The organism is Ruegeria sp. BG9 (assembly GCF_056538305.1).
Genome location: NZ_JBQFSY010000010.1, coordinates 1 through 15116 on the forward strand (window position 1 = coordinate 1; position 15116 = coordinate 15116).

A 15116-nucleotide genomic window follows, 5' to 3' on the forward strand; every position below is an offset into this window, starting at 1 on the left:
AAACCGCGCAGACAGGCCGGACACATGACTGCTTCTGACAAATGCGCAAATCAGATCAAAAATGTCTTGCTAGGAAGGAGCCATCCACACAAGCCTTTCGCTGCACGTGGCAGAAACAGCTACCGTGCGGACAGAACAATCTTATGTAGCAAATAGACCAATAGGCGACAGCATAGGCTCTAGCCCAAGCTCGATCGTGCAAGTCCATAGTTGCCGGATCAAGGTTGCTTGGGCAGTATGAAATCATCTGGCGTCTAGGAGTTTCTTACAATGCGAAATTTCGCCACTGCACTAATTTTGATTGTAGTTTCCAGCACTGCTGCGCTCGCGGCGTCTCAAGAGACGCAAGGTCTAATCGAGCGCGCTGCTTCAGATTGCAAATCGTTTGAGAATGGCGAATTTGATCAAGGCGACGCGGTTTCAGAGATAACCCTCCGTTCGCAGTTCGGGGACGTTGTTGCCGAGCTTGTCGACGAAAGCGAATACGCGTGTTCTTCTGCAGCATCCCTTTACTGCGGCACCGGCGGCTGCATGCTGAACCTCGTGGTCGATGGCTCAGTACGGGCTTGGCAAGCCACCGGATGGCAATTGATAGAATGGGGCCCGGACACCATTCTTTTGATTGGTCGGGACGGTGGATGGTGCGGCGGTACGGGCGCAGAAGTATGCTATGAAGCGCTGGTCTGGAGTAATGGACAGGTCTTGACCGTAGGACCAAAACCAGAGCTACGAGAGTAGATTTCATTCTGCGTTTTGCGGAAAAAGCCTTGCGCGATTGAGTTGAGAGGAACGAATTCTGGGCTGGCTGAGTGGACTGATTGGTGGACTTTTGATCGGTGGCTTTGCAGCAGCCGCCTTCGTTGTTCATCGGGTCCAATCGCTGTCGGAGATTGATTTCGAGACTGTCCGACCTCCGGTTCCATTTGAAGTCATTGAAAAAGTGCGTGGCGCGGAGACGAGCTATTATTCCAATCAGTCGCAAGCGAGACGGTTTGTTGAACTGATACAAGACGTCATGGCGTTCTTGCATCCTCCACTAGTTTACCAAATGAACTTCTCTGTTGGACCGTTCCGTCTCAAGGGGCAAACACTGGAGCAAACAATCCCTTGGGCGCGTGATGAGGGATACCTGATTATCTCGGAGGCTCCCTTATCGGATTTCCACTGGCTCTACGTCTATCTTGCCGAACAACCCGGATTATCCAATTGGGGCGCAGCAGTTCAATTGGAATTTCTTCGAAAGAAGCACCCCCTTCTGCGCAACATAGGCTGGACTGACATTGCAGCTAACCCCGCGTTGGTCGCAAAAATCTACTCTGGGTACCTTGGAGCCGGCGGGGACTGGGCCACCTGGGAAGCAGATTTGGTTCCCGGTAAGATCGCAGTAGCCCGGCTTGGCGTTGGTTCGGTCGAACAAAGTGGGGCCAATCGCTCTGTTCCCGAACCGTCAGAATAGAATGATGAGTGAAAGCGTTGCACGATCTACAAATGACCGCTCAGGGCTCAAAGCGGTAGTTCGCTACGCTTTGCTTGAATGACCGCTCTGCAGGCAAAGTCACCATTCAATCAAAGGTCGGGTTTATGAATTCCGGAAGCGATGCGCGCGCGCTCGTAAAGACGTGAAAGAAGTGCTCCTAAAAGGTTGAGCCATGTCATCGGAATTAAAACGACAAGGCCATGACCCTTTGTAAAACCTGGATTGCGTAGCTTAAAAAACTGAACGTCTGATGGATCAAGCCGTTCATTGAGACGTTTTTCTTGCGGTGTTTCAATAGTGACCCATCCGACGTCGCGCACAAACGGGTCTTCTGGACGAACTGCCGGATCAGAGAAGCTTTCTATTAGCTGGCGAGCGATTTCCTGAATATCGCCGGGCGACTTAACATCCGGGTGCGGGAAAATTTGCCGAAAGTACTTGCAGAACAGGTGATAGCTCGACGTGTGAACGAGTGTGCCGAGATAGTACACTGGGGTGAATGGATGGCTTAGTTTTTCAGTTAAAGCACGCACGATCCCGAAGCCGTAAGTTGCGCCGCGTCCGCGAAACCTTGGTGCCAACCCAGCCTCTGCCCGCAATACTATGACGCTGCGCCCATGCAGTTGGCGTCGATAGCGGTGAACTGCACAATAACCAATAACACTTTGGTCTGCCGCGCAGTAAAGCTGGATGAATGTTGCTTCTGCCGGCGGTTCTATGACGTGCTGATGAAACTCTTCGGCGGAAACACCCGCAAAGATCTTTTGGTGTACTGAATACAGTTTGTTCGACAGAGCTCGCCGCTCGCAGGCCGATAGTTCTGCTGGCACAACAATCCTGCCTCGGAAAATCCTAGGTTCTTTTCCGGTATGGCGTTCCGTCTCCATTTCGACCGATTGTAGTGCGAGGATGTGGAGATGTCTCTGCTAGGCTCAGAGCAATCGTTCGCTGCGTTCTGTCTGAGTGACCGCTTTGCAGGGCGAAGCGATCATTTTTTCTCCTGCGGCAAATTCTAGAGATTTAGCCGTGAACGAAGTGTATGCTCGCAAAGTGACGGCGCCAGTCAGCCACTTCGGCGGCGATATCGTCGCCCTTCAATCCGCGCGCAATTAAAGAAGCCAGTCTGTCGGCGTGATCAGGCGTCATGCCCCATCTCACCAACTCGGGCGTACCGATGCGCAGACCATTCATGTCACCTTCGATTTCCGTCACCGGCAGGCCAATACCGCAAGCCAGAAACCCAGCTTTGCGCAGGGTCTTGGATGCAGCCTGTCCACCGCCAAAGCGTTCTGCCAGAACGGCGAACTGGTGAGAGGCGGTGAAACCCTCGCGTCCGGCAAAAACTGGAACACCTTGCGCATCGAGGCCCTGGGCCATTGCGCGGGACATTGCGATCATCTCGGCAGCGTAGTCCTTTCCGTAGTCGCGCCAATCAAGCATTGTCACAGCAAGCGCAGCTGACTTAGCGGCGTCGAAGTTCGCCGTCATGCCTGGGAATGCAATGGCATCCAAATCCTTTGCAATCTCCGCATCGTTTGTGACAATCAGTCCCCCAGCAGGACCGCCGAGGCTTTTGTACGTACTCATTGTCATGAAGTGTGCGCCCTCGGCCAAGGGGTTGCGCCAGGCTCTTCCCGCGATAATCCCGCATTGGTGCGCGGCGTCGAACATCACCTTGGCACCGACTTCATCTGCAATGGCCCGTACTTCTTTAACCGGGTGCTCAAAAAGGTTGAGACTGCCGCCGATCGTTATCAATTTGGGGCGCTCCCTTCGCACAAGCGCGCGCAGCTGGTCGAGATCGACTGTGTAGCCATCGGCATCGGTTGGTGCATCTATTGTTCGCAAACCAAACAAACCGGCGCATCCTGAGATGTGATGTGTTACGTGCCCACCGATCGATGCCGGCGGCGCAATGATAGTATCGCCGGCTTGGCAGGTGGCCATGAAGCCATAGAGGTTCGCAATCGCGCCAGAAGGCACGCGGATTTCTGCGAACTTTGCGTCGAAAACCTCCGCGCAAAGCTCGGCTGAGATGACCTCGATCTCTTCGATGGCTTCAAGTCCCATCTCATATTTTTCGCCTGGGTATCCAAGCGACGGGCGCGAGCCAATTCCCGAAGACAGCAATGCTTCAGCTCTCGGGTTCATTACATTGGTTGCTGGATTTAGGTTGAAGCATTCTTGCTCGTGGATTTCCCGATTTCGGGTGGCTAAATGCTCAATCCGATCCAGCAGAGCGTTGGATGAGGTGCGAAACGTTTCGGTTGCGATCTTCTGGACTAGTGCTTCGCTGTCGGCCGGCACCCAGTTTCTCATTTCTATGGTCATCGCAATTCCCTCCTTGGCTGCACACAGATTGGACAGATCGGAATGACAACGCAAACCAGTTTTGTTATTTCTGGGCTTAGAAAAACTAAGGCTGAGATCTATGGCTGTCGCACCACGCCGCCCCAAAGGGCCGCCCCTCAATGCCCTGCGTGCCTTCGAGGCTGCGGCGAGGCTAGAAAGTTTCGTTTCCGCGGCCGAGGAGTTGGGCGTCACGGCCGGCGCGGTCTCACAGCATATCAAAGCCTTGGAAGGCTGGGCCGGAACTACCTTGTTTGAAAGAGGGGCTCACGGTGTTTCGCTATCCTCTTCTGGTCGCAAGCTAGCGGAAGAGTTCACAAATGCCTTTGATCTTCTCGCCGCGGCGACGCAAAGTTTGCGAACCCTAGCACCCAACCCTGAGATCCACATCGCCGCTTTGCCCTCAATTGCGCAGCTATGGTTACCAGCGCGATTGGGCAAGCTGCGCGAGAAGCGTCCCGACCTGAATGTCTCGGTGACAGCGATGGAGAGGCCTCCCAGCCTGTCGAGAGAACTATTTGATCTGTCAGTTTTCTTTTCCGTCCCGGCTGAAACACCGGATCAGATCGTGCTTGCGGAGGACGAAATCTTCCCCGTTTGTTCACCAAGGATAGCAGATGGTCTTGATCTGGAGACCGCGCAGTTGCTGCACGACCAGACGTGGCAAGAAGACTGGTCCATGTGGTCAGAGGCGACGGCGGCTTCAGTTGGTGATCCCCAAAGGGGGCCGAGGTATTCGTTATACGCCCTTGCGGTAGAAGAAGCGAAGTCCGGTGCGGGTGTGCTTATGGGACATAGCTGCCTGGTTGAGCAGGCGCTTCAGTCTGGGCAACTCAAGAAAGTTTCATCGGAAAGTATCGGAACGGGTCGGGTGTTGGCCCTCGAGCTTCCGCATAGATCGAGACGCCATCCTGCGATTGATGAGGTCGTTAGTCTACTTCGAGAGGAAGGACAGCACTTCAACGGATAAGAACTGCTGAGATGGCGAGTCTTTCTGCTTTAGACGCGGCGCAGTCAATCGCTCTACTTGGCGTGAACGACTGCAACGCAGACAGTAAAGTTTTTGCATGCGGCAGGGGGAAAAGCCTTTCCTGCGGGTATCAGATTTCTAGGTTTTACGTTTCTGCGACTTCGCTAGCTTCGCATGGAATGGCGTCAGTCTCTGTTTACCGACTTTACCAGTCACCTATTGAGGTAACCCTGCCTTCAACCAACCTTCACGCCAGTTGTTTGCGGAGGCTGGAACAGTGAAGATTGGTATCTGGGTTTCCTGTGAAGCGGCAGTCAAGCCCGGGCGCAAAATCTGCAGGTCTTTAACCGCTTTGCGAGCGGCTTCTTCATCAGTCAGGTGCCCCAGAGAAGCGATCAGCATGAGATGACTCATGACGAAGCTGGATCGCACTGACAAAGCATCCCGACAAGCTCCAGCCGCTTCCTCATATCGCTCAAGCTGAAAGAGTGCGCTTGCCTGAGCAAGGTAGGCGGCGTGGCGCAACGGATCATGCGGGCTAAGGTCGACAGATTGAACCGCGTGTTTCAGAGCCTCCTCCGGCCTATCAAGCAGGCATAGGTTAATGGATGCCAGCATGTGAACTGTTGCAGCGTTTGGATTTTGCTTGAGCGCTTGTTTGAAAACGTCCCGCGCACGCGGCAGGTCTCGCGCGAGCATTGAGATGGAATGCGCCGCATACGCCATTGCGATCCCGTCTGCACGATCGCTCATGAGGACCCGTTCAGCGGCCTTGATAGCTTCCTTTGGTCCCTCACCAATAGGTTCAAGCCCTTGAACCATTCGTTGAATATGCAACCAAGCCAATAGCCCGGATGCGGACGTATAGTCTGGATCACGATCCAGTGCGAGTGTTGTGAGTTGTATGGCCTTGCGGTTGTCTTCGTCTGTCAAAAGATGGAAGTGCGATTGCGCCCGCAGGTACAGCTCGTAAGCTTCCAAATTGTCCGTTGGTTTCGCTCGTGCTCGGTTTGTTTCAGCGTGCCTCAGCGATGGCTCAATCGCTGTCACGACCTCAACGGTGACTTTGTCTTGAAGGTCAAAAATATCATCAAGCACGCCGTCAAATCGATCTGCCCAAAGATGGCTGCCGTTTTCTGCATCAATCAGCTGCCCTGTAATGCGGACGCGCTGACCTGCACGTCTGACCGAGCCCTCCAGAACATACCGTACCCCAAGAGTGCGCCCGACTTCCCGTATATCTGTGCTTCTACCTTTGAACGTGAATGACGAGTTTCGGGCCAACACCATCAGCCAGCGGAAACGAGACAGCTCTGTGATAATGTCCTCGGTAATGCCGTCTGCAAAAAACTCCTGTTCGGGGTCACCGGACATATTGTCGAACGGAAGCACGGCAATCCCGGGTCTGACATCTGTTGTTGTGGAAAGATTGGCCGAAGTGCCTTTGGGCCAGTGCCAAACACCAATTCGGCGTGTGATGTTCTTCAATTCTGTTTGCTCGCCGCCTTCGAAGTGAGATGCATCACCACGGTCCAAACTGTTGTGCGAGGTGTCGGACATCAAAACCTGATCCGGCTCGGCCAGTGCTTCGAGACGGGAGGCGACATTTATTCCGTCACCAAAAATGTCATCACCGTCCGTGACGACCTCGCCGGTATGAATGCCAATTCGAAGTTTGATACCGTCCGGTTTCTGAGCTGACTGTATTGCGATCGCGCAATCTGCGGCATCTGATGTGGATTTGAACTCGGCAATCCAACCATCGCCCATGCTTTTGATCAGCGTTCCATCATGGTCTTCCAGCAGACACTGAAGCGTTTCTTCACGGAATGATCTGAGCGCTGCAATCGTACCTTCCCGGTCGCGATCCATCAGTGCAGAGTAGCCAACGATATCAGCTGCAAGCACTGTGGTAAGCCTTCTGTCCATTCGTTAACCCCCGTTTCTAGGAACTTAACGCGACACTCAGGTTCTGTCAGCCCGACAAGGTCACCATTGAGCTAACCGCTGTCTTCCAAGCTTTTTTGATTAACGTCGGCTTTCGGGCCATTTGTAGACGCTGATTACCCCGCCTCTCGGTTGCGGGCTTCATCTCGTCGACCGATAAAAAGAGGCGCGCTTGATTACAAGCGCGCCCCAGTCCAACTGGGAGGAGGAAAATTCGCGTTCTCAAGTACACCAACGCTAGTTACTTAATGCGCTAGTTATCGATGGATCTACGAAGGAGTGCAGTGAAGTTGGTCACGCAAGACGCAAATTGCGGTAGCGCAGGTCCCCGCTGGTTGGGCGCTGCTAGTTGCAAGCTGATTGACCAGCATACATCCCTAGTCCAGCACCGGCTGCTGTTGCTAGCGTCTTGCCTGTTCCACCACCAAACCGATTTCCAACTACCCCGCCAAGGGCAGCGCCGCCGAGGACACCCGCCGCGCAGCGTGCGTCGTGCTGTGCTTGGGCCTGCGTTGGCGTTGTCGGCGCTCCGCAAGCAGCCACGAGTAGAGAACCTCCAAGCGCGCAAGCTATCAATTTCTTCTTCATCCAGAACGCCTCTCAAACTTTCGAATTGGTTGTCTGACTAGGTGGCTCCTAGCCATCTATTGTACAAGGCTTCAGCGCCTTTGGGATTTGAGGTTAACCAAATCTTAATAATGAGAACCTGAGGTCCAAGGTTTCGCCTTGGCTTAACGGCCACCTGAAAAACCTGAGATCCGGCCCTACCATTTCAAAAAGTTGAAAAATGATCCTGAGCGCCCATGGTTCACACTAAAAAGCGCGAAGCTCCAACAACGAGAAATCGGGGGACAAATCAGGGGATGTGAACCGTATTTCTTGATTAATTATTAATTATAAGTGAGATGTAAGTTTAAATGGTGCCCCCACACGGACTCGAACCGCGGACCTACTGATTACAAATCAGTTGCTCTACCAGCTGAGCTATAGGGGCACTTTTTCAACTTGGTCCTTGAGTGCAAAGCCAGATCTTTTTGTTCAGATCAAGCCACGAAAGGCTAAGTTTCAAAAGTTAGGGCGCTACCTTGAACATTTTGGTCTATGTTCGTTGGGCAACGGCCAACTGGATGAGCAGGCGTATATGGCAAAATTTTTTGGCCCGCAACCCGCTAATTTACTCAGTTTGCAACGTTGTTCATACACTCCGATTTTAACTGGAGGCAGCCAATGGAACCGTTGGCATCCTTCCGTCGTAGCTTGATCGCATCGGCTCGAAAAATATAGGCGTTCGCCAAAAAACGGATGCTTGGCTCAAAGCGCCAACACGAGGTTCGCAATTGCCGCAACGAGGATAGCTGTGAAGGTCAGGACCATCCCGATCTGGCGCAGAATCACGATCTGCGGGCTGCGGCCAAAGCCGTAGGCGTGCGACAAGCGACCGCTTAACAGACAGAGCCCCAACAGGTTCAGCATCAGCGCCCCGGCACCCTGAAGCTCGACCATGGTGATCAGCAGAAGGGCAAAGGGCGTGTATTCGATGAAGTTGGAGTGCGTCCGGATCACCTTGAGCATGTCCGGCTTGCCACCATCGCCATAGGAGACCTTGTCACTGCGGCGCTGGCTGATGACCAGGAAGCTCAGAACAATGTAAAGGATCGCCAGCAACGAGGCGTAGATTGGGGTGATGGACAGCATCGTGTTCCTCCTGAGTAGAAAAAGGCCGCCCGGTTCCCCGAGCGGCCCTTGTGCTTTTGAAAAATAAACTGGTTATTCCAGTTCGACCAGCAGGTCCTTTGCGTCAATCTGGCCGCCGGGCTGGACATGGACAGCAGAGACCACGGCGTCGCGTTCGGCGTGGATGCCGGTTTCCATCTTCATCGCCTCGATGGTCAGCAGAAGATCGCCTTCTTTGACCTCTTGGCCTGCGGTGACAGCAACGGTCGCGACAACACCCGGCATCGGCGCGCCGATGTGGTTGGCGTTGCCGGCCTCGGCCTTCGGGCGGGCCTGTGTGGAGGCTGTCACAAGGCGGTTGGGCACCCGAATGACGCGGGGCTGGCCGTTGAGTTCGAAGAACACTTTGACCTCGCCTTTCTCGTCGGTCTCACCGATGGCCTGACAGCGGATTTCCAGCGTCTTGCCTGGATCAATCTCGGCCGTGATCTCTTCGCCCGGCTCCATGCCATAGAAGAAGGTGCGGGTCGGCAGGGTGCGCACCGGACCATACGTGCGGTGACGGCCCATATAGTCGAGGAACACCTTCGGATACATAAGGTAGCCGTTCAGATCCTCGTCATCGACCTCTTTGCCGTCCAGTTGCTTGGAAAGGTCGGCGCGGGTGGCCTCCAGATCGACGGCGGGTACGTTTTTGCCTGGACGCTCGGTATTGGGGGCCTCATCCTTGAGGACCTTATGAAGGATCGCAGGCGGGAAACCACCGGGAGGCTGGCCCAGGTTTCCGCGCATCATGTCCACAACTGAATCGGGGAACGCCACATCGGTTGTTGGGCTTTCCACTTCTTCGCGTGTCAGGCCCTGGCTGACCATCATCAGCGCCATGTCACCGACAACCTTGGACGACGGCGTCACCTTCACGATGTCACCGAACATCTGGTTCACGTCAGCATAGGTCTGGGCGACCTCATGCCAGCGCTCTTCCAGCCCCAGAGAACGGGCTTGCGCCTTGAGGTTGGTGAACTGACCGCCTGGCATCTCGTGCAGATACACCTCAGAAGCCGGAGCCTGCAGGCTGGATTCAAAGGCCGCGTACTGGCCACGCACGGCTTCGAAGTAGTCGCTGATCTCACGGATCGATTTGATGTCCAGGCCGGTATCCCGCTCAGTATGGCGCAGCGCTTCGACCACAGTGCCCAGCGTGGCCTGCGACGTGTTGCCTGAGAAGCTGTCCATTGCGCAATCTACCGCGTCGACGCCGGCCTCAGACGCCGCCAAAATGGTGGCGCTGGCGATGCCTGCGGTGTCATGCGTGTGGAAGTGGATCGGCAGGCCGACCTCTTCCTTCAAGGCGCGGATCAGGATCTTGGCCGAGGCTGGTTTCAATAGACCTGCCATGTCTTTCAGGCCAAGAATATGCGCCCCTGCATCGCGCAGCTCTTTCGCCATGCCGACATAGTATTTCAGATCGTATTTCGAGCGATCCGGGTCCAGAATATCGCCAGTATAGCAAACAGTGCCTTCACAGATCTTGCCGCTTTCAACGACCGCATCCATCGCAACGCGCATGTTTTCAACCCAGTTGAGCGAGTCGAACACGCGGAACACGTCGATCCCTTGCGAGGCCTGACGCACGAACTCCTGCACCACATTGTCTGGGTAGTTGGTATAGCCGACACCGTTTGCGCCGCGCAGCAGCATCTGTGTCATCAGGTTCGGCATCCCCTCGCGCAGGTCACGCAGGCGCTGCCACGGGCATTCCTGCAGGAAGCGATAGGCCACGTCGAACGTCGCGCCGCCCCAACATTCCACCGAGAACAGCTGCGGCAGGTTTGCGGCATAGCTGGGCGCAACCTTGATCATATCGATCGAGCGCATCCGTGTCGCCAGCAGCGATTGGTGACCATCCCGCATCGTGGTGTCGGTGATAAGCAACTGGCGCTGGGCTTTCATCCAGTCGGCCACGGCCTGTGGGCCCTTTTGCTCCAGCAGGTTGCGTGTCCCCACCTGAGGTTCGGCTTTCTGGGCAGGGGCTTTTGCTTCTTTCAAATCAGCACGCGGCTCGGGGCGATCCTTGGTTTCGGGATGGCCGTTGACGGTGATGTCCGCGATATAGGTCAGAACCTTGGTGCCCCGGTCACGGCGCTTTTTGAAGGCGAACAGGTCTGGCGTCTCGTCGATGAACTTGGTGGTGTATTCATTCGACAGGAAGGTCGGGTGCTTCAGCAGGTTTTCCACGAATGCGATGTTGGTGGAAACGCCGCGCACGCGGAATTCACGCAGGGCGCGATCCATCCGGGCAATCGCCTTTTCCGGAGTCGGCGCCCAAGCAGTGACCTTGGTCAGCAGCGAGTCGTAGTAGCGCGTGATTACGCCGCCCGCATAGGCAGTGCCGCCATCCAGGCGGATGCCCATACCTGTGGCCGAGCGATAGGCGGTGATGCGGCCATAGTCCGGGATGAAGTTGTTCAGCGGGTCTTCGGTGGTCACACGGGTCTGCAACGCGTGGCCGTTCAGGCGGATCTCATCTTGGTTGGCTTTGCCAGTGGCCTCGGCAAGCGTCTTACCCTCGGCGATCAGGATCTGAGCCTGCACGATGTCGATGCCGGTGACCTCTTCGGTGACCGTGTGCTCTACCTGAACGCGCGGGTTCACCTCGATGAAGTAGAACTTGCCGGTGTTCATATCCATCAGGAATTCGACGGTGCCTGCGCATTCATAGTTCACATGGGCGCAGATGCGGCGGCCCAGTTCACAAATCTCGGCGCGTTGTTCTTCGGTCAGATACGGGGCAGGGGCGCGTTCAACGACCTTTTGGTTCCGGCGTTGGACCGAGCAGTCACGCTCATAGAGGTGATAGATCTCACCATGCTTATCGCCGAGGATCTGAACCTCGACGTGACGGGCACGGGTGATCATCTTTTCCAGATAGCCTTCGCCATTGCCGAATGCGGCCTCGGCTTCGCGGCGGCCTTCCAGAACTTTCTCTTCCAGCTCATCCTCGGACAGAATCGGGCGCATGCCGCGTCCACCGCCGCCCCAGCTGGCCTTCAGCATCAATGGGTAGCCGATCTCGGCCGCCTCTTTCTTGATCGCGGCCATGTCATCGCCCAGAACTTCGGTGGCGGGAATAACCGGCACGTCGGCGGCAATGGCAACCTTGCGGGCACTGGCCTTGTCGCCCAGGGCGCGCATGGTTTCAGCCTTGGGGCCGATGAAGGTGATGCCGTTCTGAACACAGGCATCCACAAAGTCCGGGTTCTCGGACAGGAGGCCGTAACCGGGGTGGATCGCGTCCGCACCCGATTCCTTGGCAACGCGGATGATCTCGTCAATCGACAGATATGCCGCGACGGGGCCAAGACCTTCGCCAATTCGGTAGGCTTCGTCCGCCTTGAAGCGGTGCAGGCCTAACTTGTCTTCTTCGGCAAAGACCGCAACGGTGCGTTTACCCATCTCGTTGGCTGCGCGCATCACGCGAATGGCAATCTCGCCGCGATTGGCGATCAGGATCTTCTTGAAATCGGTCATTTTGGGTCCCGGTCTTGGTGTTTCGGCCGTGTTCATAGGCGGAGAATACGCGCAGGTGTATCAGTGGTTCTGGGTATAACCGGCATGTTAACGCTCGCAAACGGCCATTGTTCGCGCGTTTCTTGTAGCGTTGCTGCGCCGCAGCATCAATCTTCGAGATGAATCGTCTTGATTTGCGTCAGGTCGGCAAGGCCCATCTGCCCCATATTTGCGAGCATATCCTGCCGCAAAAGGTCAATCACGTGAGCTGGTCCTTTGGAGCCAAGTGCTGCCAGCCCATACAAAAAGGCCCGTCCAAGCATGACGAAATCGGCCCCTTTGGACAAAGCGCGAAGGATGTCCAACCCGCCTTCGATGCCGCTGTCGAAGATCAGAGGCAGGCCGGTGACCCTGCGAATCTCCGGTAGAACTTCGATGCTGGCGGGGGCACCGTCAAATTGACGGCCTCCGTGGTTCGAGACCCAAAGCGCGTCCACCCCGGCTTGTTCAAGCATTTCGGCATCGTCGGGGCGCATGATTCCCTTGATTACGAAGGGCCCATCCCACTGATCGCGCAACCGTTTGACGTAATCCATGTCCGGTGACGTGCGCAGCAAGTATCCGACATGGGCCGTGAGCGGCATCGATTTTGTGTTGTCGATGTACTTGTCCAACGTGCGCATTTTGGGCATGCCCTGTCGCAGCATCCCAAACGCCCAAGCGGGGCGCCGCGCGACTTGGGCCAGCAATCTCGGCGTCAGCCTTGGCGGATGGGTCAGCCCTGAACGTGTCTGACGCTCTCTGCGGGACGCGACAGGAACATCTGCCGTCAGGACCAACGTTCTAAATCCCGCCTGTCGGGCGCGGGCCAGAAAATCTGCTCGAATCTCGGGGTCCCTAGGCGGGTAAAGCTGGAACCAGGCGTTTTTACCCAGATGAGGGGCCAGATCTTCCGGGGATTGGCTGGCTACCGTTGACAATGTGTAGGGCAGAGAGGCCTGCGCCGCCGCACGCGCCAAAATGCCCTCTGCGTCCGGCCAGATCAGACCCGACATGCCGATCGGCGCGATTCCGAAAGGAAGTGGGCAGTCCTGCCCCAGAAAGCGCTTGCTGGTGTCGTATTCCAGTTCACCTTTCAGAATCGCGGGGAGTAGCCGCACCGAGTCCAGTGCCGTTCGGTTTCGAACCATGGCCGTTTCGGTCCCTGTTCCGCTTTCGGTATACTCCCAAACAAAATGCGGAAGCCTTCGTCGGGCGCGGCGTTTCAGGTCGGCAATGCCGGGATAGGTGCTGTGCAGGTCCATGGCGCTTGATCCAACCTGCGCTGCGATTCGGCAAGGGGATCACGCCGCATCAGGCTTTGGATTGAGTGGTTTTGGTCCCGGACGTTCAGCCGCCGAGTCGCTATGACCACTTGCAACGCGCACCTGGTTTCGGCCGTTATCCTTGGCTGAATAGAGGGCATAATCGGCCGCTCGCATCAAGTCTTGCGGCATCGTCCCATGTGCAGGGTAATGCGCTACTCCGACCGAAATCGTGATCCGCGGCAGGGACTTGTCGCCATATCTGACCGACACGGCCTCGACAGCTTGACGCAGGGTATCAGCCCGCGTCACGGCATCATCCGGTGTGTTGTCGGGGAGAATCAGCATGAATTCCTCGCCACCGATACGGCAGGCGATCTCATCGCGGTCGCAGCCTTGTTCCAAGGCGGCGCCCACGGCACGCAGAACCATATCACCCGCATCATGCCCATGTGTGTCGTTGAATTTCTTGAAATGATCCACATCCACCGCGATCAAGCTGAGCGGCGCACCGGTCTGCTGGCTGCGGCTGATTCCCCGGCGGAGGCTGTCGGTCATGTGGCGTCGATTGAACAATCCTGTCAGAGGATCGCGTACGGATTGGTCATGTAACTGATCGCGCATCCGCACATTGGCAATCGCCATGCTGATCTGTTCCGCGCAGAGCTGCGCCAGTTTCTTGCTGGCGTGAAAGGCCTCACACTTCCCCTCGTGCGCGCGCAGGTGCAAAAGGCCGACCGTTTCGCCATGAGCGAGAATTGGAAAACAGAAATAGGCCCGCCCGTCATGGGGTTCGGCATGCTCGCAGACAAAATCAATCTCGGAGGCGCCGAATTCATAGGTTCGCCCACGGCGCAGGCCCCAACAACCCTCGGGGTGGATATGCGCCTTGTGGGTGCCGCCATTCCAGCTGGCGCACCCGTCCAGGACATCGCGCGAGTTGGAATAGACATAAACGCTGCCCTCAGCCTCGGGCAGGATATGCGTCATGAATCTTGAGACCATGTCGAACAGCTCGTCCAGCGAGCGGCTGGATTGCAGCCATTCATTCAACTCGCCTAGCAGCCGCACTTCGCGCGCGAGGCGCAGTTGGTCGTCCATCAGCTCTCGTTCTTTCTGCGCACGCACGCGCAGCACGCCCAACTGCCTGCGATTGTTGCGATGCACGATCAGGATCACTGCCGTCAAGGCCAGCAGGACCACCGCACTGATCGCAATCAGCGAAATTCGAACCCGATCAATGAACAGGTTCCTCACATCCGTGATGTCGGAATAGAATTCAATCGCGCCGAGGAATTTTCCGCTTTGAATCACAGGCGTATATATTTCGGCCACGTGGCGGGTGTTGCTGTCCAGATTCTCCAACTGGTCGGCGTTTAGCGAGTCCACCTCGGCGATGGGCTTTTCCTCATGCTTGTAGAACAGGTTGCCCATGGCCACCACGTCCTTGAAATACGGTTTGGTATTCACCGAGCCGACGTCGCCGTCCCGCGTGGACCAGAACACCTCACCCGAGGAATCGAACAGTTTGAAGCGGTAAATATCTGAGGTTTCGGGCAGCAAGCTTAGAAAAGCCTCATCATGTTGGCTGAGGATATGCCGTTCGAAGCTGGTTTTGACGTCAAAAAGCTGGCTTTCCACCTTCTTTTCCAAACGTAAGGCGTGATGGCGAAGATCCGATTCCAGCATGCGATCCACAAGCGGGGCAGGCAGCTTATATATGCCCCAACCTGCCAAAGCCGTCATAGCGATCAGCGTTGCCGTGCTGACAAAGACCTTTAGCTTGCCAATAAGGCGTGCTCTTGCCGTCTGTTCCATACCCGCATTCTCCCACAAAGTGCGGAGCAACATCGGCAAGAGGTTTTGACAGAGTGTTAACTTCGTT

11 protein-coding genes and 1 tRNA gene are annotated in these 15116 nt (G+C 55.9%); 3 read left to right on the forward strand and 9 right to left on the reverse strand.

Translation table 11 applies throughout. From position 1 onward, the window contains the following. The first annotated feature begins 270 nt into the window (after positions 1-270). Together ACR0I8_RS17125 and ACR0I8_RS17130 are read left to right on the forward strand one after the other, a co-directional pair. Complete coding sequence (locus ACR0I8_RS17125) at positions 271-738, forward strand: hypothetical protein (RefSeq protein WP_170691822.1); 468 nt, start codon at positions 271-273, stop codon at positions 736-738. A gap of 91 nt (positions 739-829) precedes the next feature. After that, positions 830-1456: a hypothetical protein gene (locus ACR0I8_RS17130; protein WP_170691824.1), complete on the forward strand. Its 627-nt coding sequence runs from the start codon at positions 830-832 to the stop codon at positions 1454-1456. 110 nt (positions 1457-1566) lie between these two features. Here the strand turns inward: ACR0I8_RS17130 and ACR0I8_RS17135 are convergent, their stop codons facing one another. Continuing rightward, the gene (locus ACR0I8_RS17135; protein WP_480703425.1) at positions 1567-2307 is read right to left on the reverse strand and encodes a hypothetical protein; all 741 of its coding nucleotides are present in this window, start codon (positions 2305-2307) and stop codon (positions 1567-1569) included. 190 nt (positions 2308-2497) lie between these two features. Further along, positions 2498-3808 carry an aminotransferase class I/II-fold pyridoxal phosphate-dependent enzyme gene (locus tag ACR0I8_RS17140; RefSeq protein WP_170691828.1) on the reverse strand — a complete coding sequence of 437 codons (1311 nt, stop codon included), beginning with the start codon at positions 3806-3808 and terminating at the stop codon, positions 2498-2500. A 100-nt stretch (positions 3809-3908) separates the two neighbouring features. Here ACR0I8_RS17140 and ACR0I8_RS17145 point away from each other — a divergent pair, with 100 nt between their 5' ends. Then, positions 3909-4796 (forward strand): LysR substrate-binding domain-containing protein, encoded by an 888-nt coding sequence (locus ACR0I8_RS17145; RefSeq protein WP_170691830.1) that lies wholly within the window; start codon positions 3909-3911, stop codon positions 4794-4796. Positions 4797-5012: 216 nt separating this feature from the next. On the opposite strand, the gene ACR0I8_RS17150 is transcribed toward ACR0I8_RS17145, so the two are convergent. The 7 genes from ACR0I8_RS17150 to ACR0I8_RS17180 form a co-directional block, all read right to left on the reverse strand. Next, entirely contained in the window at positions 5013-6704 is a 1692-nt protein-coding gene (locus tag ACR0I8_RS17150; protein ID WP_480703427.1) for an adenylate/guanylate cyclase domain-containing protein, read from the reverse strand. A gap of 384 nt (positions 6705-7088) precedes the next feature. Next, a complete protein-coding gene (locus ACR0I8_RS17155; RefSeq protein WP_170691833.1) occupies positions 7089-7331 on the reverse strand; it encodes a glycine zipper 2TM domain-containing protein in 243 nt (80 codons plus the stop codon). A 330-nt stretch (positions 7332-7661) separates the two neighbouring features. Beyond that, positions 7662-7737, reverse strand: a tRNA-Thr gene (locus ACR0I8_RS17160). A gap of 317 nt (positions 7738-8054) precedes the next feature. Next, on the reverse strand, positions 8055-8438 hold the full coding sequence (locus tag ACR0I8_RS17165) for an MAPEG family protein (protein WP_170691835.1): 384 nt from the start codon (positions 8436-8438) through the stop codon (positions 8055-8057). Between the two features lie 72 nt (positions 8439-8510). Further along, on the reverse strand, positions 8511-11948 hold the full coding sequence (locus ACR0I8_RS17170; protein ID WP_170691837.1) for a pyruvate carboxylase: 3438 nt from the start codon (positions 11946-11948) through the stop codon (positions 8511-8513). A 146-nt stretch (positions 11949-12094) separates the two neighbouring features. After that, positions 12095-13231, reverse strand: coding sequence for an alpha-hydroxy acid oxidase (locus ACR0I8_RS17175; protein ID WP_170691839.1), 1137 nt, complete (start codon positions 13229-13231; stop codon positions 12095-12097). 39 nt (positions 13232-13270) lie between these two features. Beyond that, positions 13271-15049 (reverse strand): sensor domain-containing diguanylate cyclase, encoded by a 1779-nt coding sequence (locus tag ACR0I8_RS17180; protein ID WP_170691841.1) that lies wholly within the window; start codon positions 15047-15049, stop codon positions 13271-13273. Between the last annotated feature and the right edge of the window lie 67 nt (positions 15050-15116).